The 20456-nt window shown below is 61.9% G+C and carries 24 protein-coding genes; 9 read left to right on the top strand and 15 right to left on the bottom strand.

Annotation, left to right across the window (positions count from 1 at the left end; translation table 11 throughout):
- The first annotated feature begins 2 nt into the window (after window positions 1-2).
- From JQ580_RS04600 to JQ580_RS04625, 6 genes are all read left to right on the top strand, one after another.
- Window positions 3-986, top strand: a complete 984-nt coding sequence (locus JQ580_RS04600; protein WP_212278508.1) for an ABC transporter ATP-binding protein — start codon at window positions 3-5, stop codon at window positions 984-986.
- A complete protein-coding gene (locus JQ580_RS04605) occupies window positions 983-1969 on the top strand; it encodes an ABC transporter ATP-binding protein (protein WP_212278509.1) in 987 nt (328 codons plus the stop codon). Before JQ580_RS04600 ends, JQ580_RS04605 begins: the two co-directional genes overlap by 4 nt.
- Complete coding sequence (locus JQ580_RS04610; RefSeq protein WP_212278510.1) at window positions 1969-2898, top strand: ABC transporter permease; 930 nt, start codon at window positions 1969-1971, stop codon at window positions 2896-2898. The genes JQ580_RS04605 and JQ580_RS04610 overlap by 1 nt, the downstream gene beginning before the upstream one ends.
- Window positions 2895-3755 carry an ABC transporter permease gene (locus tag JQ580_RS04615; protein WP_212278511.1) on the top strand — a complete coding sequence of 287 codons (861 nt, stop codon included), beginning with the start codon at window positions 2895-2897 and terminating at the stop codon, window positions 3753-3755. Before JQ580_RS04610 ends, JQ580_RS04615 begins: the two co-directional genes overlap by 4 nt.
- A gap of 331 nt (window positions 3756-4086) precedes the next feature.
- Entirely contained in the window at window positions 4087-5937 is a 1851-nt protein-coding gene (gene ilvD / locus JQ580_RS04620; protein WP_212278512.1) for a dihydroxy-acid dehydratase, read from the top strand.
- Window positions 5938-6173: 236 nt separating this feature from the next.
- The gene (locus JQ580_RS04625; protein WP_212279197.1) at window positions 6174-6497 is read left to right on the top strand and encodes a hypothetical protein; all 324 of its coding nucleotides are present in this window, start codon (window positions 6174-6176) and stop codon (window positions 6495-6497) included.
- Between the two features lie 66 nt (window positions 6498-6563).
- Here JQ580_RS04625 and JQ580_RS04630 read toward each other — a convergent pair whose 3' ends face one another.
- Window positions 6564-6986 (bottom strand): hypothetical protein, encoded by a 423-nt coding sequence (locus JQ580_RS04630; RefSeq protein ID WP_212278513.1) that lies wholly within the window; start codon window positions 6984-6986, stop codon window positions 6564-6566.
- Window positions 6987-8277: 1291 nt separating this feature from the next.
- Here JQ580_RS04630 and JQ580_RS04635 point away from each other — a divergent pair.
- Window positions 8278-8940, top strand: a complete 663-nt coding sequence (locus JQ580_RS04635; RefSeq protein WP_212278514.1) for a DUF4760 domain-containing protein — start codon at window positions 8278-8280, stop codon at window positions 8938-8940.
- 148 nt (window positions 8941-9088) lie between these two features.
- Here JQ580_RS04635 and JQ580_RS04640 read toward each other — a convergent pair whose 3' ends face one another.
- Window positions 9089-9538 (bottom strand): hypothetical protein, encoded by a 450-nt coding sequence (locus tag JQ580_RS04640; RefSeq protein ID WP_249133921.1) that lies wholly within the window; start codon window positions 9536-9538, stop codon window positions 9089-9091.
- 336 nt (window positions 9539-9874) lie between these two features.
- On the bottom strand, window positions 9875-10735 hold the full coding sequence (locus JQ580_RS04645; protein WP_212278515.1) for a hypothetical protein: 861 nt from the start codon (window positions 10733-10735) through the stop codon (window positions 9875-9877).
- A gap of 152 nt (window positions 10736-10887) precedes the next feature.
- Here JQ580_RS04645 and JQ580_RS04650 point away from each other — a divergent pair, with 152 nt between their 5' ends.
- Together JQ580_RS04650 and JQ580_RS04655 are read left to right on the top strand one after the other, a co-directional pair.
- A complete protein-coding gene (locus JQ580_RS04650) occupies window positions 10888-11211 on the top strand; it encodes a hypothetical protein (protein ID WP_212278516.1) in 324 nt (107 codons plus the stop codon).
- Window positions 11212-11628: 417 nt separating this feature from the next.
- Window positions 11629-12255 (top strand): hypothetical protein, encoded by a 627-nt coding sequence (locus JQ580_RS04655; protein ID WP_212278517.1) that lies wholly within the window; start codon window positions 11629-11631, stop codon window positions 12253-12255.
- 50 nt (window positions 12256-12305) lie between these two features.
- Here the strand turns inward: JQ580_RS04655 and JQ580_RS04660 are convergent, their stop codons facing one another.
- From JQ580_RS04660 to JQ580_RS04715, 12 genes are all read right to left on the bottom strand, one after another.
- Window positions 12306-13742: a terminase large subunit domain-containing protein gene (locus JQ580_RS04660; protein ID WP_212279199.1), complete on the bottom strand. Its 1437-nt coding sequence runs from the start codon at window positions 13740-13742 to the stop codon at window positions 12306-12308.
- Window positions 13678-14070 carry a hypothetical protein gene (locus JQ580_RS04665; RefSeq protein ID WP_212278518.1) on the bottom strand — a complete coding sequence of 131 codons (393 nt, stop codon included), beginning with the start codon at window positions 14068-14070 and terminating at the stop codon, window positions 13678-13680. The genes JQ580_RS04660 and JQ580_RS04665 overlap by 65 nt, the downstream gene beginning before the upstream one ends.
- Complete coding sequence (locus JQ580_RS04670; RefSeq protein ID WP_212278519.1) at window positions 14070-14885, bottom strand: hypothetical protein; 816 nt, start codon at window positions 14883-14885, stop codon at window positions 14070-14072. The genes JQ580_RS04665 and JQ580_RS04670 overlap by 1 nt, the downstream gene beginning before the upstream one ends.
- A 9-nt stretch (window positions 14886-14894) precedes the next feature.
- Window positions 14895-15923: a hypothetical protein gene (locus tag JQ580_RS04675; protein WP_212278520.1), complete on the bottom strand. Its 1029-nt coding sequence runs from the start codon at window positions 15921-15923 to the stop codon at window positions 14895-14897.
- Window positions 15920-16141 carry a hypothetical protein gene (locus tag JQ580_RS04680; RefSeq protein ID WP_212278521.1) on the bottom strand — a complete coding sequence of 74 codons (222 nt, stop codon included), beginning with the start codon at window positions 16139-16141 and terminating at the stop codon, window positions 15920-15922. Before JQ580_RS04680 ends, JQ580_RS04675 begins: the two co-directional genes overlap by 4 nt.
- A gap of 918 nt (window positions 16142-17059) precedes the next feature.
- On the bottom strand, window positions 17060-17308 hold the full coding sequence (locus tag JQ580_RS04685) for a hypothetical protein (protein WP_212278522.1): 249 nt from the start codon (window positions 17306-17308) through the stop codon (window positions 17060-17062).
- 676 nt (window positions 17309-17984) lie between these two features.
- Window positions 17985-19052 (bottom strand): AAA family ATPase, encoded by a 1068-nt coding sequence (locus tag JQ580_RS04690; RefSeq protein ID WP_212278523.1) that lies wholly within the window; start codon window positions 19050-19052, stop codon window positions 17985-17987.
- On the bottom strand, window positions 19049-19270 hold the full coding sequence (locus JQ580_RS04695) for a hypothetical protein (protein ID WP_212278524.1): 222 nt from the start codon (window positions 19268-19270) through the stop codon (window positions 19049-19051). Before JQ580_RS04695 ends, JQ580_RS04690 begins: the two co-directional genes overlap by 4 nt.
- Window positions 19267-19743: a RuvC family protein gene (locus JQ580_RS04700; RefSeq protein WP_212278525.1), complete on the bottom strand. Its 477-nt coding sequence runs from the start codon at window positions 19741-19743 to the stop codon at window positions 19267-19269. Before JQ580_RS04700 ends, JQ580_RS04695 begins: the two co-directional genes overlap by 4 nt.
- On the bottom strand, window positions 19740-19925 hold the full coding sequence (locus JQ580_RS04705) for a hypothetical protein (RefSeq protein ID WP_212278526.1): 186 nt from the start codon (window positions 19923-19925) through the stop codon (window positions 19740-19742). The genes JQ580_RS04700 and JQ580_RS04705 overlap by 4 nt, the downstream gene beginning before the upstream one ends.
- On the bottom strand, window positions 19925-20113 hold the full coding sequence (locus JQ580_RS04710; protein WP_212278527.1) for a hypothetical protein: 189 nt from the start codon (window positions 20111-20113) through the stop codon (window positions 19925-19927). The genes JQ580_RS04705 and JQ580_RS04710 overlap by 1 nt, the downstream gene beginning before the upstream one ends.
- Before the next feature lie 3 nt (window positions 20114-20116).
- Window positions 20117-20308 carry a helix-turn-helix domain-containing protein gene (locus JQ580_RS04715; protein WP_212278528.1) on the bottom strand — a complete coding sequence of 64 codons (192 nt, stop codon included), beginning with the start codon at window positions 20306-20308 and terminating at the stop codon, window positions 20117-20119.
- Window positions 20309-20456 lie beyond the last annotated feature (148 nt).

The following is a 20456-nucleotide window of genomic DNA, read 5'->3' on the forward strand; positions in this document are numbered from 1 at the left end:
GCGTGACTCCACTGGTCAATATTCAGGGCCTTAGCGTCGCCTTCAACGGCGTGCCGGTCCTGCGCGGCGTCGATATCGCTCTCGGCAAGGGCGAGGCGCTTGGCCTCGTCGGCGAGTCCGGATCGGGCAAGTCGGTCACCTGGCTTGCCGCGCTCGGACTGTTGCCGCGGCATGCCAAGGTTACGGGTTCGGTGCGGCTCGACGGACGCGAAATCCTGGGCGCGCCGGCCGGCGAGCTCGACCGGGTCAGGGGCGGGCGGGTTGCCATGATCTTCCAGGACCCGGCGAGCGCACTCAACCCGGTGCTGACCATTCGCAAGCAGCTCTCCGAAGCCTTGGTGTTGCATCGCGATCTCCAAGGCAACGCCGTGAAGGCGGAAGCGCGCCGGCTGCTCGATCTCGTCGGCATTCCCGACGCCGGCCGTCGGCTCGAAGCCTATCCGCACGAATTCTCCGGCGGCCAGGTCCAGCGCATCATGATCGCGATGGCGCTTGCTGGAAATCCTGACGTTCTGATTGCGGACGAACCCACCACCGCGCTCGATGCCACCATTCAGGCACAGATTTTGGAGCTGATGTCGTCGGTCCGCCGCGAGTTCGGCATGGCGATGGTGCTGATCAGCCACGATCTCGGCGTCGTCGCCGAGAACTGCGATCGCGTCGCGGTGATGTATGCCGGCCGCATCGTCGAGCAGGCCCCGAGCAACCAGCTGTTCGCCGATCCCGTGCACCCCTATGCACAAGGCCTGATCGGTGCATTGCCGCCGCTCGATGGACCGCGCCGCCGTCTCACCGCCATTCCCGGAACGGTGCCCGATCCCGCGATGATGCCTGATGGCTGCGCCTTCGCGCCGCGTTGCGCGCTGGCATCGGATTCCTGCAGTCTCGCCGCGCCGACCCTGGCACCGATTGCCGACCAGCGCACCGTCGCCTGCATCCGCGCCGAGGCCTCGCGCCGCACGCTGCTCGGGATCGCCGCCGAATGAGCCCGCCGCTCGTCGAAGTCTGCGACATCTCCCGCACTTATTCGATGCGCTCCGGCATGTTCGGCCGAGCTGCGGCCGTGCATGCTGTCGACGGCGTCTCGCTGACCATCCCGAAAGGCCAGACGCTGGGCCTCGTCGGCGAGTCCGGTTCGGGCAAATCCACCACCGGCCGCATCGTGCTGGGCCTCGAGCCGCCCGACAGCGGCGAGGTGAGGTTCGACGGCAAGCCGATGGTTGCGCCCGGCACGGCAGCTTGGCGTGCGCAACGCGCGCGCATGCAGATGATCTTCCAGGATCCGCTCGGCGCGCTGGACCGACGCTTGCCGGTCGCAACGCAGATCCGCGAACCCCTCGACATCCACAATCTCGGCACGCCCGCCGAGCGCGAGGACCGCGTGCGCGACTTGTTGCGCGCGGTCGAGCTCACGCCGGCGCATGGCGCGCGTTATCCCGGTGCGCTGTCCGGCGGCCAGCGCCAGCGTATCGTGCTGGCACGCGCGCTCGCGACGAAGCCGGATTTCCTGGTCTGCGACGAGCCCGTCAGCGCGCTCGACGTCTCGATTCAGGCGCAGGTCGTGAACCTGCTCTGCGATCTCCAGGCTCAACTGGGACTGACGCTTTTGTTCATCAGCCACGATCTGCGCGTCGTCAGGCAGATCAGCAATGTCGTCGCGGTGATGTATCTCGGCCGCATCGTCGAGATCGGCAGCGCCGACGATCTGTTCGCGCGGCCCGAACATCCCTATACGCAGGCGCTGGTCTCGGCTTCGCCCGCGCCGGGCCGCCGCAGCGCAGGCCGTATCGTGCTCGCGGGCGATCCGCCGAATCCGGCCGCGCGTCCACAAGGCTGTGCCTTCCATCCGCGCTGCCCGCGCGCCATCGCGCGCTGTACGCGCGAGGTGCCTGCGTTGTCGGCCGTCGGCGGTAACAGGCAGGTCGCCTGTCATCTTGTCACCGGTGCCGAGACGCGGGACGCCGCGTGATGGGACGCTATCTCGCCATTCGCTTCGGCCGCGCGGCACTGACGATCGTGCTCGTCGTCACCTTCGCCTTCGTCGTGCTCCGGCTGTCAGGCGATCCCGCGCTGATGATCCTGGGGCCGGAGGCGCCGCCCGAGGTGCTCGCAGCGTTCCGCAAGGCGTGGGGCCTCGATGATCCCATCTGGTTTCAGTACCTCGACTATTTCGGCGCCATTGCGAAGGGCGAGCTCGGCCGTTCCATGCGCGACGGAAGGCCCGCGATCGAGCTGGTGCTGGAGCGCATTCCGGCGACGCTGGCACTGACGCTGCCGGCCTTCGTCTTCAAGGTCGTGCTCGGTATCCCCGCCGGCATCTACGCCGCTTTGCATCGGGGCTCGGCCATCGATCGCGCCGTGATGATGACCGCGGTCGCGGGCTTTACCGTGCCGAGTTTTGTTCTCGCGCTGCTGCTCGTGCTCGTCTTCGCCGTGCAGCTCGGCTGGCTGCCGTCGGGCGGACAGGACAGCTGGCGTCACGCCATCCTGCCGATCGTGACGCTGAGCCTCGGTGGTGCGGCCGTGCTGGCGCGCTTCACACGCAGCGCGATGCTGGAGGTTTTGGGCCAGCCCTATATCCGAACGGCGTCTGCCAAGGGCGTGCCGTGGCGCAAGGTGGTGACCTCGCATGCGCTGCCGAACGCGGCAATTCCGACCGTCACTATTCTGGGCTTCATGGTGGGCACGCTGATCGCGGGCGCCGTGGTGGTCGAGAGTGTGTTTTCCTGGCCGGGAGTAGGGCGCCTGCTCGTCGTTGCCGTCGCCAACCGCGATCTTGCCGTCGTGCAATGCATCCTGCTGCTGGTCGCGATGACAATGGTCACCTCCAACCTGGTGGTCGATTTCCTCTACGGCTTCCTCGATCCGCGGCTGCGCGCCAAGGGAGCGCACGCATGACCGACGCGACGCTGAAGGACACCGCCGGCCGCCGCCGCATCAGTCTCCCGGCGATTCCGCTGTCGGTGGTGCTTGCGGTGATCTGGATCATCGCCATGCTGGTGATCGCAGCCCTCGCCGAAAAGATCGCGCCCTACGGCTACACCCAGCTCGACCTCCGCAATCGCCTCGCGGCGCCCGGCAACGTCGCGCACTGGCTCGGCACCGACGAACTCGGCCGCGACGTGCTGTCGCGGCTGCTCGTCTCCATTCGCATCTCGCTGCTGATCGCGTTCGGCGCGACCGCGATCTCGGCAATCGTCGGCACCACGCTCGGCTTCCTGGCCGCGCATTTTCGCGGCGCCGTGGAGCACCTCGTGCTGATGCTGACCGACTTCCAGGCCAGCATGCCGTTCCTGATCATGGCGCTCGCCGTGCTCGCCTTCTTCGGCAATTCGCTGCCGCTGCTCATCGGGCTGATGGGCATGTTCGGCTGGGAGCGCTACGCCCGTATCGCCCGCGGCCTTGCCATCTCCGCCAATGCGCAAGGCTATGCCGCCGCGGTCCGCCAGCTGGGCGCGACGCCGGCCCGGATCTACCTGCGCCACATCCTGCCTAACATCGCCTCGACCCTGATCGTCTCGACGACGCTGGTCTTTCCCGAGGTGATCCTGATGGAGTCGGGCTTGTCCTTCCTTGGTCTCGGCGTGCAGCCGCCGATGACCAGCCTCGGCAACATGGTCGGCTACGGCCGCGAATACCTGACCCGGGCGCCCTGGATCATGCTGGCCCCGGCCACGACTATCGTGATCACCACGCTCGCGGTGTCCGTGATCGGCGACTGGCTGCGCGACCGGCTCGATCCGACGCTGCAATAGGTCTCGGAGGTATCGTGTCCGGGCGCGGTGCGGCACGGAGTGCCGCTCCGCAGAACCAAAACCCATCCCGCCGCAAGTTCTGGGCCGTGGCTCTGCAGAGCACCGTCGCGCCGGACGATACTTCGCATCGCCGGGACAACGCTGCGCTGCGTCCGTGGCACGGACCAGCCCAAGCGCCGGGAGCAGGGGAGGCCTGCGAGGGGCCGATCCGGCCATCTTCGCCCCAAGTTCCCGTTGCGCGCGTTCCCCGGCTGCGCTATCCGGCCACAAAGGCCTGAGGCGGCATCACATTTTTCACGCCCGGCCGGTCAAACCGAGGACGGAAACCGCCATGCCAGCCTATCGCTCCCGCACCACCACCCACGGCCGCAACATGGCGGGCGCCCGCGGCCTCTGGCGCGCGACCGGCATGAAGGACGGCGATTTCGGCAAGCCCATCATCGCGGTCGTCAACTCCTTCACCCAGTTCGTGCCGGGCCACGTCCACCTCAAGGACCTTGGCCAGCTCGTCGCCCGCGAGATCGAGCAGGCCGGCGGCGTCGCCAAGGAGTTCAACACCATCGCGGTCGACGACGGCATCGCGATGGGCCATGACGGCATGCTCTACAGCCTGCCGTCGCGCGAGCTGATCGCCGACAGCGTCGAGTACATGGTCAACGCCCACTGCGCGGACGGAATGGTCTGCATCTCCAATTGCGACAAGATCACGCCCGGCATGCTGATGGCCGCGCTGCGGCTGAACATTCCCGCCGTGTTCGTCTCGGGCGGACCGATGGAGGCCGGCAAAGTCAAGCTGCAGGGCAAGACCAAGGCGGTCGACCTCATCGACGCCATGGTCGCCGCCGCCGACAGCAAGGTCAGCGACGAGGACGTCAAGGTGATCGAGCGCTCGGCGTGCCCGACCTGCGGCTCCTGCTCGGGCATGTTCACCGCCAACTCCATGAACTGCCTGACCGAGGCGCTTGGACTCGCGCTGCCCGGCAACGGCACTGTCGTCGCCACCCACGCCGACCGCAAGCGCCTGTTCGTCGAGGCCGGCCACACCATCGTCGATATCGTGCGCCGCTATTATGAGCAGGACGATGCCTCGGTGCTGCCGCGCAACATCGCGAATTTCACGGCATTCGAGAACGCGATGACGCTCGACATCGCCATGGGCGGCTCGACCAACACGGTGCTGCATTTGCTGGCGGCGGCGCATGAAGGCGAGGTCAAGTTCACCATGCAGGACATCGACCGGCTGTCGCGCCGCGTGCCCGTGCTGTGCAAGGTCGCGCCGTCGGTCGCCGACGTGCATGTCGAGGACGTGCATCGTGCCGGCGGCATCATGGGCATTCTCGGCGAACTCGATCGCGCCGGCCTGATCGACACCTCGGTCTCGACCGTGCATGCGCCGACCATGAGGGAGTCGCTGGAGCGCTGGGACATCAAGCGCTCGAAGAGCGAGTCGGTCCGCACCTTCTTCCGCGCCTCGCCCGGCGGCATCCCGACCCAAGTCGCCTTCAGCCAGGAGCGCCGCTACGACGAACTCGATACCGATCGCGAGAAGGGCGTCGTGCGCAATCTCGAGCACGCCTTCAGCAAGGACGGCGGTCTTGCAGTGCTCTACGGCAATCTCGCGCAGGACGGCTGCATCGTGAAGACCGCGGGCGTCGATGCCTCGATCCTGACATTCTCCGGCCCGGCGCGTGTGTTCGAAAGCCAGGACGCAGCCGTCGAAGGCATCTTGGGTGGCAAGGTCGTCGCCGGCGAGGTCGTGGTCATCATCTATGAAGGCCCGCGCGGCGGCCCCGGCATGCAGGAGATGCTGTATCCGACCAGCTACCTGAAATCGATGGGCCTCGGCAAAGCTTGCGCGCTCGTCACCGACGGCCGCTTCTCGGGCGGCTCGTCCGGCCTGTCGATCGGCCATTTGTCGCCGGAAGCAGCCGAAGGCGGCAACATCGGCCTGGTGCGCACCGGCGACCGCATCGCCATCGACATACCGAACCGCAGCATCACCCTCGAGGTCTCCGACGAGGAACTCGCCAGCCGCCGTGCCGCGGAGGAGGCGAAGGGCGATACCGCCTGGCAGGCTGTCGGCCGCAAGCGCAACGTCTCGACCGCGCTGCAGGCCTATGCAGCACTCACCACCAGCGCCGCGCGCGGTGCGGTGCGCGAGGTCAAGCGTCGTTCGAACTGAGAGCGTCGCGCGCCTGCTGTGATCGCGAACGATGCGGTCGCACATGGTCAACAAGTTCTGAACGGCCGGCGAAAGCCGGCCGTTCGTATTAAGGATGCCTCGACGAACTTCAGCAGCCCCAAATTTTGCGGCGTATAATGCGGCGACCTTCGCAAATCCATTTCGGGCAACTGGGGCGCCGCAAAATGTCTCGTACTCTCGCTGTTGTTTTCTCCACCGCCGTCGCCGCGATTTCCATGACGGGCGCGGCCTCCGCCGGCTGCTACAATTGCTACGCGCCGCCGCCGTGCCAGACCTGCTATCAGCAGCAATACGTGCAGCCGCAATACCGCACCGTCGACGAGACCGTGATGGTGTCGCCGGGCGCAACCGTCGCGCACCGCACGCCGGCGCAGTACCGCACCGTGATGGTACCGCAGACCGTCATGGTTGCGCCGCCGAGCGTGCAGTACCAGCACATCCCGCCGCAATATGCCACGCGCCAGCGCGTCGAGATGGTGTCGCCCGGCTACTCCTATTACGCCCCGGTGCAGATGAACTGCGCGTCCTGCGGCTACTGAGCAGCCATCGTCACGAACGGATTTGGCGCGGCGCTCCCAAGGGCGCCGCGTTTTCTGTTTTCCGGATCAAGGAATCACGACCCTGTTCGACACGACTATTCGATGTCGCAACCGGTCGGTGAGCGTGACGTAAACCGCCCTTGGCCGCTCGGTGATGGGAACCGAGAAAAAGAGCTGCGAGAGATTGGACGGATCGGCGAAGTCACAGAATCCATAGAGCATTCGGCCTCTGGCGTTGTAGATATCGACCCAGGTCCGCGACGCCGAGGTGTTGAGCCCGCACGGCGGCAGCTTGGGCGATTCCGCAAACAGGGAGTGTGAGTAGTCGCGCCAGTTGACCACCGTCAGCCCGACAATGAGCGTCGGGCCGAAGATCAGTTGACCGGTAAATTGCAGCACCGGACGCGGAAACGGCTGCGCCAGTGCAGGTGTGACAAATCCAACCAAGAGCGCTACGGCTACCAGGAGTCGCTTCAGTCCCATCGTCATCCTCCGTCCATGGCGTCAACCAACGCTAGTGACGGGCGGCGGAAATACCTTGATCCGGGTCAACGGAGGGTTGCGCTCCGCAGCCGCCAAGGCGTCTCAAACGATAGCCGCAGCAGGGCCCCCGCAAATTTCCAGCGGCCACAACGCCTCAGCCCGGCCCAAACCTCGATCGCGTCGGCATGGCCCAACTTCGCGTTGCCTTGCGCGGTCGACTGCGTTAAGCGACAGCCATTCCGAGTTTGGAAGGGTGGCCGAGTGGTTTTAAGGCACCGGTCTTGAAATTCTGGAATTGGGGTGCCGGCCTGTAACTGCCGGTCCCATTTGGTGCTGAAATACTAGGAAATTTCCCAAGGTCCGCGCCCCTTCGTCCCCGTCATTCCTGCGTCGTCCCAACCAGTTGGGTAGCAAATCCGGTAGCAGCCCGATTGCGGCCCGCGACGGAGCAGGGGCATATGATGGATGCCGATACAATCACTTTGATCGGGCTCACACTGTTCGCTGGCGGTCTTGTTGTCCGCTGGCTTATGTGTCGCGGATCAAGCTTTCACACCCACAACAGGCAGTAGCTCGGGCTCGTTCTGAGCCGCTAGGAATCGACAATTTGACTCTTGAGAGCGGCGCGCTTCGATGCGCGCAATGCCTCGCTCTAAACGCCATACTGAGACGCACGCAGACGGCCGGCCGCTCAAGATCACCTTCGGAGAGATGCGCGAGATGGGCTTGCGCGGCGTCCTGGTCTACTGCCACTGCGGCAATCATACAGCGCTAGAAGCCGATCGATGGCCCGACGAGGTGCGGCTGTCCGATATCGAGCCGCTCTTTGTCTGCCGGGGCTGCGGTAGCCGTGAGGCCGATGTCCGGCCGGATTTTGAGACGGGTAAGCCGCCCCAATTTGCCGCGTCGAAACAAGCTCCGTAGATTTTCCCGAGAACGCGTCAGGTATAATCGCCCGTCAGCCTTTTGTCGGACTCGACTTCGCGTGCGAGCTGTGGTTGCGTAACGCGGTTGATTAAACCTTTTGGGGGGGCTGAATATGAGAACCATTTCTCTTGCTTTGGCGTTGACGCTCGCTGGGACCGCCGCGCACGCGCAATATCTCAGCGGAACCGGTTCGAACCCGAGCACACATACTTCGTCGGGCTACACCCGCAGCAACGGTACCTACGTGGCGCCCTATGTTGCTACAAATCCGAACGGCACCCAACGGGATAACTTCGGCACCAGCGGCAACATGAATCCCTACACGGGATCTGCCGGTCACAGGACCCCCCGGTACTGAGGCCGAGGTTCAATGAGCGGTCAAGTGATCGCGTTGTGGGGTTGGGCAGCCTATGATGCTGTCCACTTCGCGGCGAAGAAGATTCTGCCCTATGCGGCGCTAATCACACCATTGGTTGCTATCATCGCGAGCAGCATCGCCTTCTATTCCATCCACGTCACCCGCACGATCGCGCGCAGAAGGGCGACGATCGATTTCTTCCTGAAGACCGAGGCCGACAGCTCGATCGTTAAGCTGTTCCAGTCGTTTGACGGCCATGTGGAAGCTGTCAGCAAGCAAATCGACGATGGAAAGACCCTCAAAGAGATAGTGAAGAGCGACGAATACAAGACGGTACACGCGTGCCTGAATATTCACGAACTTATCGCTGTAGGAATTGACAACAAGGTTTTCGACGAAAAGGTGGCTTACCATTATTGGTCTAGTGCCCTCGTTGGGCACTGCAAGGACGCGAGCAAAATCATCGACTTCAGCCGAATCGACCCGGACGACCTTTCCGCCTACATCGCGATGCTGGACTTGAATAAGCGTTGGAAGAAGAAGCTAGACGGTTGGGCGCTCCGACAACGCAAGCGAAAACCACCTGCTATTGTGGTGCCAGGACCGATCACGCCCATGGCGCCCCCAGGAGGTGCACAGCCTCCAGTCGAAACGCCCTCGAAGATCTTAAACTGAAGTTGGCCCATGCAAGAGCGAGAGCCCCGCCGGTAGTGATGCCGGCGGGGCTTTGGTGGTTAGAGGATCAGGCCTCGATACCGGCGCATGACGCGCCAGCGTGCCCATCTAAGTCGCTGGAGCGCCCATAGGGCTCGGATCGGGCGCATCAGACATAACCGTCCAGTTGCCAGCTCTGCGAGCCCACCTGCTCAAGCAAGCCCTCCATGTCAGCAATGCCACTCTCGTCTGGCTCCCGGCCGTCGTGCTCGTCCTCAAGGTCGGTTCGGTTGCCTGCGGCCCACTTGGTCTGATCGGACCATTCCCCCGTGCCGAGGCTTCCCAGGGACGGCTCGTCATCGAGGTCATTCTCTGCCGGGTCGTCGTCCTCAGCAGGGTCATCGTCCTCCAGGTCGGCCGAAGTGTCGTCCTCGAGTTCGGTCGTCACGTAGGGGTCGGAGGCGTCCAGGAAGGCGATTAGGCGTTCGATCTCGGCGGATGCCTCTTTCCTGAGTCTGGCGAGGCTCTGGAGCGAGGTTTCCCGCTCCCGCTGTTGGAGTGCGAGGCCGTGCAAAATCGCACGGGTGGACTCCGCTGGTAGTTCTCTGACGTTTTCCATGGTGGTTGCTCTGGTTGAGGGCTTTCCAAGGCCCATGTCGCGGGTCAGCCGCGGCAGCCGGGGTTTGGAAACGTGCCAGAGCGACACGCCGAGCGCTTTTAAGGGTTGCCCCTCTGGACAGCACGCCCGACCTCGGCCAAAAGGGCAGAGTTCGGAGCCGCACCGCCAAGTGCGTCCGTTGGTAAACCTTCCAACCAGGAAAGTTTACGTTCAGCCGTCACCCCTCGACGCCAATCGAGCGGACATGCTGACCAAGCATGATGCGGCTATAGCTCTGGTCCGGGTTTCCAAGCCCACGGACATGCTGCTCCTGATTTGCTTAAAAATCCATCCCCATCAGGGGGCCCAAAGCCGATCGGCATCTGTTTTCGTGTCCAGCCACGTCATATCGCAGTCGGCGCCCACAGGGCTGTCTAAGCTGAACCGGGCTTCGCCATACACCCGAGGGCGGCGCCGGTGATCTTTCAGAAATTCCCAAACGCGGGATCGTGCCTCGGACAGTGTCAGGCAGCCTTCGGCGATAGCGAGAAACATCCTGGACATGACGTCCCGGCGGTCCTCATCCGGTAAATGGGCTGTCGCTCTGCAGACCGCCTCATAGGCATCCTCGCCGTTGTTCTGGGTCAAGGCTGAGGCGGCAAACCTGCGCCTAGCTCTCTGTGCGGCGCTCCTGTGCACGGATGCGTTCTTTTCGGAGATAGCGCGCAGCCGATTACCGAGCCTCGGATTTGCCCTCATGAAATTTCTCATGGACTGCTGCACGTGCGACGGCTCGGCACTCAATGTCCCACCCTCCTGAAGCGATGCAATGGTAGCTCTAACCTGTACCGGGGTAGGCATCAGCAACTGGCGACGGATCTTGATGCAGTCCTTGCAGCGCCTGACGAGATAGCCCAGATGCTGCTCGTAAAAGGTATTTTCCAGCGTCCGGATGTGACCGTTCTTGCATCGCTCGGCTGTTCGGCGCTTGTCAGCCGATCGCTGTATCGCGAACCTCCACGTCACGGTTGCGCGGATGTGCGCCGCGGCTTCCTCGTTTGCCTTGATTAGACGCTTTGCTTCGACGGCCCATTCGGGATGCAGTTCGCAATGCTTTAGGAAGCGCTGTCTACTCACAAATGCCGGTTCGAGCCTCCCCGATGTTAGCTTGCTCAGCGTGCTCCCGGCGTTAAGCCTCCGCATAAATTCATCAGCCATAGCCGGCGTCATGCCGGGTGGCACATTTATCCACTTCAGTCTGGCTGCACTACGCTCCTCATGTGATCGACTTGCTTGGGCACGGGACATGCTCGCCTCCACAAAGCGCCGAATTGCGCTGGGGCAGGGCACGCCTGAGTCGAGGCGTCAGCATGTCGTCCAGTGCCATCGAAAGCCCAAGAATCGGGAAGGCAGCACTTGTGTTCACGCTCTGGTTGCGTCAGCATTGGTCCAGCAACGGGAGGCGCGATATGGTGGTGGATTGGCGCGAGTACGCGGAGGGTATTGAGAAGCAGTTAGAGCAACTGCGACGCGACCTTCAGCCCTTGGAATCGGGAAGCATGAAACTCGGAGAACGCGAGGGTAGTGGCGCTTGGAGAGACGTTACCCAGGAGGCGATCGATCGTAATAGGCAGGTGATTGCGACATACGAGGCGATCCTGAAAGATGTACGCGAGAACAGGATCAAGGACTGACGCGTGCGAGTCGTGCTAAGCCGCCAGCTGTGAACGGAAAAACTTAAGGGCATGCGATGGGCGTGTTGGACGATGTTAGAAAGTGGCTGAATGACGTCCCGCTCTGGAAAGAGCTGGGCACTATCCCGGACCGGACCGCAGCACTAGAAAAGAAAGTTGCGGCTCTGGAAGAGCAGTTGAACGGTAAATATCCGGCGGACATTTGCCTCAAGTGCGGTAGTCGGTCGATGCGCGCAAGGAGCAGTTTCGGCCCAAACGCAAAGGGTATGATGACCCAGATGTGGCAGTGTCAGGATGCTGCCTGCAATTTTCACGAGGAGCGGTTAATCAAGCCGAAGTGAGCCGCCCCGCCGCATCGAATTTGTGCCTGCTGCGTCCTGTTGGTGGGATGGGCATTTTACCGATGGACGCATTGCCATGGCCGATGAGCACGCCGATGTGAAATTCATAGTCGACTCAGCACCGCGATTAGCCGGGATCGCCACTTTAGCGGCCATGTCATTTGGGCTTGGTGAGGGGGTAAACGAAGCCATCAAAGAGTCGCGCGGAAAAACCAATTACCCTTACGGATGGTCACAGGCCGCCCTCGGGTTTCAGGATGGTACGCTCATGATGGCAGTTGTGCGAACCTGCATTCTCCTAGACAGCGACCCGAAGACGGTAAGTTTACAAGGGGTCTTTAGGCGTCTGAAAATACCTGGAGTCCAGCGCGCCCTCATCGAAAAGGTCTATGGCGAACACGAAGGCTTTCAAGCCATGTTCGGTCCTTCACCTACTGAAATGGTCGCGGATTTTCTTTCGTTGTACGGCGAGATTGATTGGAAAATGCATTCAAGGCTCATCCACTTTCGCAATTTTGGAGTGGTCCACCTGCTAGATCGCAAAAATTGGAAGTCCATCAGGTTCGACGAGATGCGCCATATGGTCGTGTTGGTTGGCAGGCTCAGTGACAAGCTAACAGAACTTTGTCGCTCACCTGTCGCACCTGTCGGGCACTTAATCAAAGAATGGCGCCTGTACGGCACGGAAGCTCTCGCCAGATAGTAATTTCGTGGCGACGATCGCGCTTGCTGTCCGCCCCCTCACAGTCGGGCTCAGCCACTCATCCACGCGCCGCTATCGTGCCCGCCGCCCCATAAGAACCCGCGCCGGCGCCGTGGCTTGTCTCGCCGATAGATCTGCTCAGCAAAGCGCAGCATCATCATCGCGTAGCGGGTGGCCGATAGAAGGTCATCACCCAGCTTCACCACCTTGCCGTCCTTTCGGTGATAGAGCCGGAATTCCTCGAACCAGTCGAGCAGGGTGCTGAAGACCTTAAACTTGCCGGTCTCCATCCGCGTTAGCATGTCCATCAGCCCGGCCTCGACGCTCACAGAGCCGTCCTGAAACTGAGCGTGCATGTCCAACATGTTGAGCTGCTGATCCCGGTACTGCTGAGCTAGGGCCACGCCGGCACCCTCCAGCGTTTCCCGGCGGCCGTCACGCGGCCACGCCCAGGGCAGGGGACCCCACGACCTGATGGCGCCGGCATGCACCACCGGTGTGGCCTCGCGCAGCCGGTGAGCTTTGACGACGTAGACGATGTCCTGATCCGCGTCCCAAGCAAGTTCTACAGCAGCAAAGGGGTGATCCCAGCCGAAGTCCATTCCGCCGATGCGGTGCCAGTGCGCGGGGATCTCAAAAGGCGCAACGGTAAGCGTCTCTTCGGCTACCGGGAAGATGCGGCCCGAGCCCAAGATTGGGATGCCCTTTGTGCGCGCGTCGCGTTCGTGCGCCGCGTACCCGGCAGTGATCTGCTTACGGCGTTCGGGCGTGAAGTGCTCGGCCTCCTCGATGGTCATGGCGGTGTCGTTCCGGTCCGGCGACTTTTCCATCAGGAAGCGCCGCACCACCTCGGACATGCCGAGCAGGGGAGTGAAGGTCAGCCAAACCGGGCCACCGGTGACGTTCGTTCGCGTCAAGCCTTCCGAATAAATGTCGTCCGGAGGCTCCTCATCGAACCAAAGCCAGTGCAGAGTTTCGCCTTGCCACTTCTCGCGGCCCTGCACGTAGGATTTCAGCCCGATCGAGCTTTGACCGGCCTGCACGTCGCCACCGCCGCCCCACCGAACAATGATGGTCCCGACAAGATCGGAGACGCCGGCGCCGGGCACTGTCTCCACGATCGCATCTTTAGGGATTGAGCCGGTCCCGTGCTGTCCGACGCGACCAAGCAAGATGCGTTGCGGATTGTCTCGCAAGGTCTCGCCCGTCGGACTGCCAACCCATGCGAAGGTCGGCTCATCGAACACCTTACCCTTCCAATCGTCAGGGTAACGGCCGGTCGCATGCATGGCCGCCTCAAATCCGCCGGCGATGGTTTTGCCGACCTGGTTGGCTGCCCGGAATAGCCGCTCCCGATAGACCAAGCCCGCTTCGTGGAAGGCGCGCTGCTTGGGGTAGGGGCGATAATACTTCAGCCGGTTCTCAGTTAAGCGCCGGTTTAGCTCCGCTTGCGCCTTCGCCAGCGCTTTGGCCTCTTTCTCGCTCAGATGCTTTGCGACGGAAGTCGTCGATGATTTCTCTAAGTTCTTCGTCGCCGACGTCGTCATACCGGTTGTCCTCGATAGTGTATTCCTTCGGCAGCACGCTCGCGATTAGCTTCAGGTAATCGCGCGGGTTCTCCCGGTAGACGATCTCGATAGCGGCCTGACCACGCGGAAGGCTGGCGGCGTTTTCGGCAGCACCCCGCATGTGGAAGTGGTCCAACAGCGCCTGGATAAAATCAGCGTGTAGCTTGTTGCGAGCGCCCTTATGGCGGCCACCATTGCCGCTATTCCCAGGCAAGAAGCGCCCGGTCTTGGGATCCTGCTCCGCCATCAGTTCTCGTCGCTCTGATTGTTCGCCAAGATGGACCCAAGATCGTGCACGGTCTCGTGTTCTACGTAGCCCGCTGGTCCATCCGACGTCGTGACGGAGTTGCCGTTTTCCAGATCCGCCAGCATGTCCATGTCGATCACTCCGTTTTTGTCAGTCGCCTTCTCCAGGTTCGAGCGACTATCCTTTTTTGCTGGCATTTCAACCTTGCTGCCATCCGGCCTGGTGTCGCCGTATTTTTCCACGAGGAAGCGCACGAGATCATTGTCGTGGTCCGGCTCATCTTCGTACTGCCGCTCAAATGCCGCTTGAGCGGCTTTGTGGTGCTTGCCGTCGGCGATCATGCTGTCCAGACGCTCGCCGCGGCCCACATGGTCGCGTGACAGCTGCGCGTACTTTTGATCGTCGATTGTGCCGTCAAGCCATTTCATTTCGAGGGCGTCAGCCTTGACCTTTCGGTCGATGGCCTTCCGAACCTCGACCGGATCAAGCTTGTCCAGGTCTGTGTAACCGTCCTTGTCGGTCGCATTCTTCCAATCAGCATCGGAATCGCGATCGTTATTGCCGTGCGCCAACGCCTCAAGGTCGTTGAGCGAGCCATCGGCTTGCATCTCCGAAAAAACTTCCAAGGGCATTTTTTCCAGCATCTCAGACCAGAGATGGGACTCGTATTCCTTGAACTCTCTCTGCGTCAGCTTGCCCGCGGAGAGCATGCTATGAGCATGCGCGATTGCAATGTTGGCCCCTTTCAGATCATCTTCCCACTCAGGGTGACGCTTGGAAAACGCGGTGCGCTTCAGGAGTTCACGGCTGGTCATAGGGGGTGCCTACAGTTTGATGAACGTGGTGGCGAGGATGGTCGGCTGCACGGTGCGGTGAGCATTACCGCTCGTGCCCGTCGACGTCACGCTGATGGAGTTGCTGCCGGTCAGTGATTGAAGATCACCCGATGAGCTAGCCGAGAAGGGCACGTTCACGGCACCGGCATTGTTGGCGAGAGCCGCGTTGGAATAATTTGTCGCGGCAAAGGGGATGTGGGCGGTGGTGCTTACCGTGATGGACTGCGTAGCATTGGTCGACGTGATCGAGGGCAATTGCGCCGTCGCGAGCGCTAAGCTTTCAGCTCCGCCCGTCGCGCCGAGCGTGGTGGCCGCAGACCCGAAATAGGATGCCGTGAGCCGACCAGCAGCAGCACCGCCCATGTCATCGAGACCGGCCAGAACGCGGCCGCGGCAGTCGGGCAGGGTGAGCGTCTTGTTTGCGGCGAAATCAGCCGCCGCGCTAGCGCCGCGGCCGCCGCTCACAGCAAGATTGGCGTCGGCGGTCCACAGAAACGCAAACAGCGCTGAAGTATCCGCATTGGCACGCTCGGTCGCGCCGGAGCTTGCGGATCCGATCGTCCGACCATTACAGCGCACCCACCCAGAAAGCGTGCTCGCGCTGTAGAACTGCATGAATGCGCCGGTCTGAAAAATCGTGGTTGGGTCGACCGTGCCACCACCGCCGCCACCGCCAGAAGGACCGACGACCAGCAGATTGTCCTGTACGAGCTTCTGATTGAGGTTCCGGTCCGTGAGCCGGATCTTGATGACGCCATCAGCGCAGAAGACCTGCGGAACGCGGCCAGCAGCATCTAGCGTGAGCGGGTTCGGATAAGCCTGGGTGAGCGCCGTGTCCTGGTAGCAGTTCTGCGGCGTCGCGGTGGTGCCAGCCTGAATGAAATAGAGCTTCCCGCCGGCGAGCGGGCGCGCATTCTCGTCCAGTTGCTGCGTCATGCTGATGCCGGGAAGGGTGCCGGCGCCAAAGGCGAGGGTCGAGAAGGCCGAGAGGGCGATGGCGAAAACCAGACGTTTCATGACACCACCGACAGATTTTTCCGCAGCGCGGTTCGCGCCAGCTTGCCGGGGTGCTCGCGAAGGACTGAGCACAGGTCCGACAGCTTCACCGGGTTGGCGTTGGCCGCCTGGATGCGGTCGGCAATACCGCACAGCAGCAATCCAATGCGCTCCTCAGGCGTGCCGCTGTCGATCTCGCAGCAGAGGTCTTCGTACAGCCTGTTGTGAATGATCTTCATCAGGTTGCTCCCACCGTCGCGCGCGGGGAGGGGATCACACCCTCACGGCGGAGACGGTCGACAACCGTGTCGCGAAGGTAGTTTGATCGCGTGGTGAAGCTCGCTGCTGCCGAGCGGTCGATAACCTCAAGCAGCTCAGGCGAGCACTTGAAGACGGCTCGCTCGGTAAAGTGGTCGGACGTTTGATCGGGCATCTTCGTTCGCACCAGTGAGTTATTTGGTGCGGACACTGTAGCTCTTACGGGATTCCGAACAAAGAGGAAAGTGTAATGTGGTCAGGCACTTAATGGCAACAAATAGCACTTCGCGGCATCGCTTGGGATTCGCGACCCTAGAAGATGTGGAAAAATTCGACTACGCGTCTATCGGTTTGAAATGTGCGCTGGGGAGCGATGGCCGTGCATGGATGAGGCTGGTCCAACTGGGGATCGCGGATTGCCCCAGCAATTGTGCTGGATGATGATCTCAGCACGATCGAGAGAGACAAAACGCGCGTCGGGCGTACGATCAAGCTTGTTAGGTGGATACGGCCGCAAGGCCCTCTCAGATGGCAGACGGTGTCGTTCTATCTTTCGCACCCGAGAGATGCCGTGAACGACGGGCGCTATACCATCAGGATCACAGCGACAGTTGAGCGTGCTACCGAGCGCGGGCGCAGCTGGACGATCACCAGAGAAGGGCAGTTGCCACAATCGCCGGGCGATCCTGGTGTGTTCAGCGAAAACGGTCCTGTTCCTTGACCGTTGCCGATCCCAACGGATCGCGAGGGAGCTGGACGCCCTTTACCTGAAGGAAAGCCAGCCCATAGACCTGCTCATCTGCCCACCACGGGCACTTGTAGGTCTTCCCCAGCTTGGCGCGGCTGTACCCCCATCGCCAACTCAGGTTCTGACGCCAGCCCCAACCCTCGCCCATTTGTCAAATCTCCAGCTGCTCCCGGACCATGCATACCGCTGGAGGATCGAGCAACGCCAGTCTGCGTTCGCATTCAGCTTTGGTCTTATCGGAGTAGGTGAGCCCGTCATGCCATCCGTGGCGCGGCTTGGTGCCGTAGCGGAGGAGGTACTCGATGCCATCGACCTTGGACGGGTAAACGTCGCCCTCGGGCTGCTGCGCCAGCGCTGAGCCGGTCGCGATGGCGAGAACTACAATCATCAAAATGCGCATCTTGCCTCTTGAACCGAATTGCCAAACCGGTGCTTGTCGCCATCTAAGCTATTGAGCCGACTCAAATTCTGTCACGTCGGAATGTGCGGTTGCTACCGCATTGCTACCAAAGGCCCTGAAAACGACCCCTCCAGGCCGATCACGGCGCACGCGCTTTGCCACTCGCTCGGCAGCTCGGACGATTGCCCAACGGTGCTTCCGTCGAGGCTCACCCTCCAATCGAGGATAGCACCATGCTGCCAGCTGAGCCGTCGTCAGTTCCTGATCCGGCAGAGCCATGAAGGCGCGCCAAACCCGCCGCTGGATCTTGCCAGCCCCGTACAAGTCAACAACCGGCGCCGTCTCGCCGCTTTGGCCGAGGGCTGTTGGGGTCCTTTTCACGTCTCTTCCTCAGTTACGGGTTACGGTTCGGGTTACGTTACGGTTACGGGTGCCACGGGTTACGGGGTTACGTTACGGTTCGCCTCTCTCTATGAGAGGCGACACCACCGTAACCGACCGTATATGAGCGGAACGTAGAGATGGATGAGCTGGCAGTGTTCGGGTTGCTTGTGCTGATGGCAGCCGGGGCAGGGTGGCAGGTGCGCCGCCTTTGGGGTGCCGAGGCTCTGGCCGCGTTCCTGATTGGGTTTGGCATAGGGTGCCTCATCGGGATTGCTGTTGGGAGGGGCTACGTCTAGCCATGGTCCACCTTCCATCGGCCGCCGTACTCTCTCACCATTGATCGGTCCTCCAAGGCTTTGCGAAGGTCATGGAGCGTGGCTTTGCGGTTGGTACCTATTCCGATGGCTTTGGCGCGATTGTTCCACTCCTCCAGCGTCAGACCATCAGCGCCGGCGTCGTAGAGAAGCCGAAAGAAGGTTTGCTGGTTCGCGGACAGTTTTGGCTCGGACGGCTTGGCGGCCGGGGTGGTGACGTCCTCCGGGCTCACGATGTTGACCGTGATAGGGTCTCCGTCCTCGTCTAAGCCGAACTCATGCACAATCGACTTAAAGGAAAACAGCGGGCCTTCTGGCATGTCGTTGGCTTTGACCACCGTGGCGGTTTTGATCTCGCTTCCGGAGATCGTCACCATGACGTCAACGTCCCCCAGGAACGCGTTGGAGCCTCGGGAACCGCGGGTCTCGTCCTTGCCGGTATGACCGACCAGGGCGACGTGCGGCCGCCCCAGATCCTCTTTCAGCCGTTCGATATTGGTGAAGAGCCGTCCCTGGTCCTTCGCCTTGTCTTCGTCGCCCCCGCCGGCCGCGATCAGCTTGGCGAACGTGTCAAAGATCAGCACCCCGGCAAAGCAGCCGGTGAAAGCTTCCGCGTTCTGCACGGTCCGCACGACCTTAGGGACGTTGCGGGCGTCGAGGAGGTCGATCGTACTCGGCACGATGATGATGCGATTGCTGGTTTCCTCTAGTCCTAGGCGCTTGATCTGGGCGTCAATGCGCCGGCGGACGAGATCGGCGCGCTCCAGTGCGAAGTAAACGACGGCGGGGCGAACGGTAGACTTGTTCTTTCGGCCGTGCCAATCCCGGTCATAGGCGATGCTGACCGAAAGGTCTGCCATAAGGGCAGATTTCAAGCTGCCCGGCGCACCGATCCACGCTGAAGTTTCGCCGTACGCCACGACGCCTTTGATAAGCCAGTTGCGCCGGTACTCATCACTTCCGACGAACTCGCTCAGCGTCTCGAACTTGTAGCCCTCGCCATAGGGCTGCCTGTCTGGTTTGGTCTTTGCTGCAAGGACGTTCATTCGCACCTCATCAGCTCGGGATAGACGAGGTTGAGCGCGCCCATTTGCTCAAGTCGGGCATCGACCTCCCGACTTGAGAGGTTGCCGTTCTTTAGGCTGGTGCCGAGAAGCTTCGCCTCACTCTCAAGCCACCGCGCGCGCGAGCACATGAAGCGGAGGCCGGCGAGCTGGAGTTGTTTGCGGACTTCCGGGTCCGAGACCATGAGGGGATGGCTCATGCACCAACTCCGATCAGGCGCATGGTTTCGGCACCATACCGAGCGATCAGCGCCGCCTCGGCCCGCCCATGATCCTTTTTCCTTTTGAAGTGGTCTCCGCACGCCGGAAACAGCCTTAATGCTAGCGCGCGCGCCTCCTCTTTGTCGGAGGTCAGTCTGAGGTGCCCCTTCCATTTTGCGGGCGTGACTAGGTGCAGCGGGATCGTTGCTGCGCCGATCACTCCGAGAACCACGCCATAGGCGCGCCCGAACTTGAAGGTGGATGACACGCCTTGCCCAGGCATCGCATTGACGCGCTCCAGGAAGACGATGTCCGGCGCCATAGCTGCGACACGCTTTGCAAGGTTCACCGGGTCCACTTCGCCAGCGGCGAGCGGCATGTCTTCCACGGCCACCCTTTCCGGGTGGTCGGGGAAGTAGAACGCGATCGCGCCGGACGCTCCGGGGTCGATACCGAGAATGCAACGGCTCATGCTGCCCCCTTGGGACCAGAGGACAACAGCGACGCCACAAACCCGACAGTCTTACTGGCTTCAATAAGGCGTGCGGCTTCGCGCAATTGGCGCGCAAGGTCTTCCTGCTCCCCGCGCGCATAGTGCGAGAGGGCATGATCGCGGATGCAATCGATTTGCTGTTTGAGCGCTTCTAGGTGCATTACCGCGCCTCCCCAAACGCCAGTTCGGCAACGGTAAGGGCCATGCCAGCGGGGAGGCAGAAGATCTCCGCGAGGTATTGCGCGCGAAGATGGGCAAGGGCATATTCCGGGGTGTTCGAGCCGTCCGCCTGAACAGTTACCGGACAACCCCGTGCCGCCCGCGCGGGGTTTTCCATTTTGGAGGCCATGATTTATGCGGCCTCCGTCTTGCGCGGGTTTTCGAGCATCTGTTCGAGAGCTTTGACGGGGACTCTCAGGAGCCGTCCGATCTTGATAGTCGGGATATCGCCTCGCTCCGCTGCGGCATAAGCCGAATTTCTGCACAGTCCAAAATATACCCGGCCGGCTTCCGGTACACTGATCGTCAGCTTTTCAGGATCCATCTTCAGATCTCCTTTTGCGTGGGGTCGAATGTGACCCCATGTGCAGAGAATGTGATTTGATTGGGTTTCGTCAAGAGGGGTCACATATGGCCCCAAATAATTCTGTGGGGTCACTTGCGGCCCCACCCATTACGTGCCATCCTGTACC

This window comes from Bradyrhizobium sp. SZCCT0148 (assembly GCF_018129985.1).
Classification (GTDB): domain Bacteria; phylum Pseudomonadota; class Alphaproteobacteria; order Rhizobiales; family Xanthobacteraceae; genus Bradyrhizobium; species Bradyrhizobium japonicum_H.

Bases quoted from the DNA above. Each gene is read 5' to 3' on its own strand.
- JQ580_RS04605 (WP_212278509.1), top strand. From the start codon at position 983: ATGAGCCCGCCGCTCGTCGAAGTCTGCGACATCTCCCGCACTTATTCG.
- JQ580_RS04610 (WP_212278510.1), top strand. From the start codon at position 1,969: ATGGGACGCTATCTCGCCATTCGCTTCGGCCGCGCGGCACTGACGATC.
- JQ580_RS04615 (WP_212278511.1), top strand. From the start codon at position 2,895: ATGACCGACGCGACGCTGAAGGACACCGCCGGCCGCCGCCGCATCAGT.
- ilvD (WP_212278512.1), top strand. From the start codon at position 4,087: ATGCCAGCCTATCGCTCCCGCACCACCACCCACGGCCGCAACATGGCG.
- JQ580_RS04625 (WP_212279197.1), top strand. From the start codon at position 6,174: ATGACGGGCGCGGCCTCCGCCGGCTGCTACAATTGCTACGCGCCGCCG.
- JQ580_RS04630 (WP_212278513.1), bottom strand. From the start codon at position 6,986: ATGACGATGGGACTGAAGCGACTCCTGGTAGCCGTAGCGCTCTTGGTT.
- JQ580_RS04635 (WP_212278514.1), top strand. From the start codon at position 8,278: ATGAGCGGTCAAGTGATCGCGTTGTGGGGTTGGGCAGCCTATGATGCT.
- JQ580_RS04640 (WP_249133921.1), bottom strand. From the start codon at position 9,538: ATGGAAAACGTCAGAGAACTACCAGCGGAGTCCACCCGTGCGATTTTG.
- JQ580_RS04645 (WP_212278515.1), bottom strand. From the start codon at position 10,735: ATGGCTGATGAATTTATGCGGAGGCTTAACGCCGGGAGCACGCTGAGC.
- JQ580_RS04650 (WP_212278516.1), top strand. From the start codon at position 10,888: ATGTCGTCCAGTGCCATCGAAAGCCCAAGAATCGGGAAGGCAGCACTT.
- JQ580_RS04655 (WP_212278517.1), top strand. From the start codon at position 11,629: ATGGCCGATGAGCACGCCGATGTGAAATTCATAGTCGACTCAGCACCG.
- JQ580_RS04665 (WP_212278518.1), bottom strand. From the start codon at position 14,070: ATGGCGGAGCAGGATCCCAAGACCGGGCGCTTCTTGCCTGGGAATAGC.
- JQ580_RS04670 (WP_212278519.1), bottom strand. From the start codon at position 14,885: ATGACCAGCCGTGAACTCCTGAAGCGCACCGCGTTTTCCAAGCGTCAC.
- JQ580_RS04675 (WP_212278520.1), bottom strand. From the start codon at position 15,923: ATGAAACGTCTGGTTTTCGCCATCGCCCTCTCGGCCTTCTCGACCCTC.
- JQ580_RS04680 (WP_212278521.1), bottom strand. From the start codon at position 16,141: ATGAAGATCATTCACAACAGGCTGTACGAAGACCTCTGCTGCGAGATC.
- JQ580_RS04685 (WP_212278522.1), bottom strand. From the start codon at position 17,308: ATGCGCATTTTGATGATTGTAGTTCTCGCCATCGCGACCGGCTCAGCG.
- JQ580_RS04690 (WP_212278523.1), bottom strand. From the start codon at position 19,052: ATGAACGTCCTTGCAGCAAAGACCAAACCAGACAGGCAGCCCTATGGC.
- JQ580_RS04695 (WP_212278524.1), bottom strand. From the start codon at position 19,270: ATGAGCCATCCCCTCATGGTCTCGGACCCGGAAGTCCGCAAACAACTC.
- JQ580_RS04700 (WP_212278525.1), bottom strand. From the start codon at position 19,743: ATGAGCCGTTGCATTCTCGGTATCGACCCCGGAGCGTCCGGCGCGATC.
- JQ580_RS04705 (WP_212278526.1), bottom strand. From the start codon at position 19,925: ATGCACCTAGAAGCGCTCAAACAGCAAATCGATTGCATCCGCGATCAT.
- JQ580_RS04710 (WP_212278527.1), bottom strand. From the start codon at position 20,113: ATGGCCTCCAAAATGGAAAACCCCGCGCGGGCGGCACGGGGTTGTCCG.
- JQ580_RS04715 (WP_212278528.1), bottom strand. From the start codon at position 20,308: ATGGATCCTGAAAAGCTGACGATCAGTGTACCGGAAGCCGGCCGGGTA.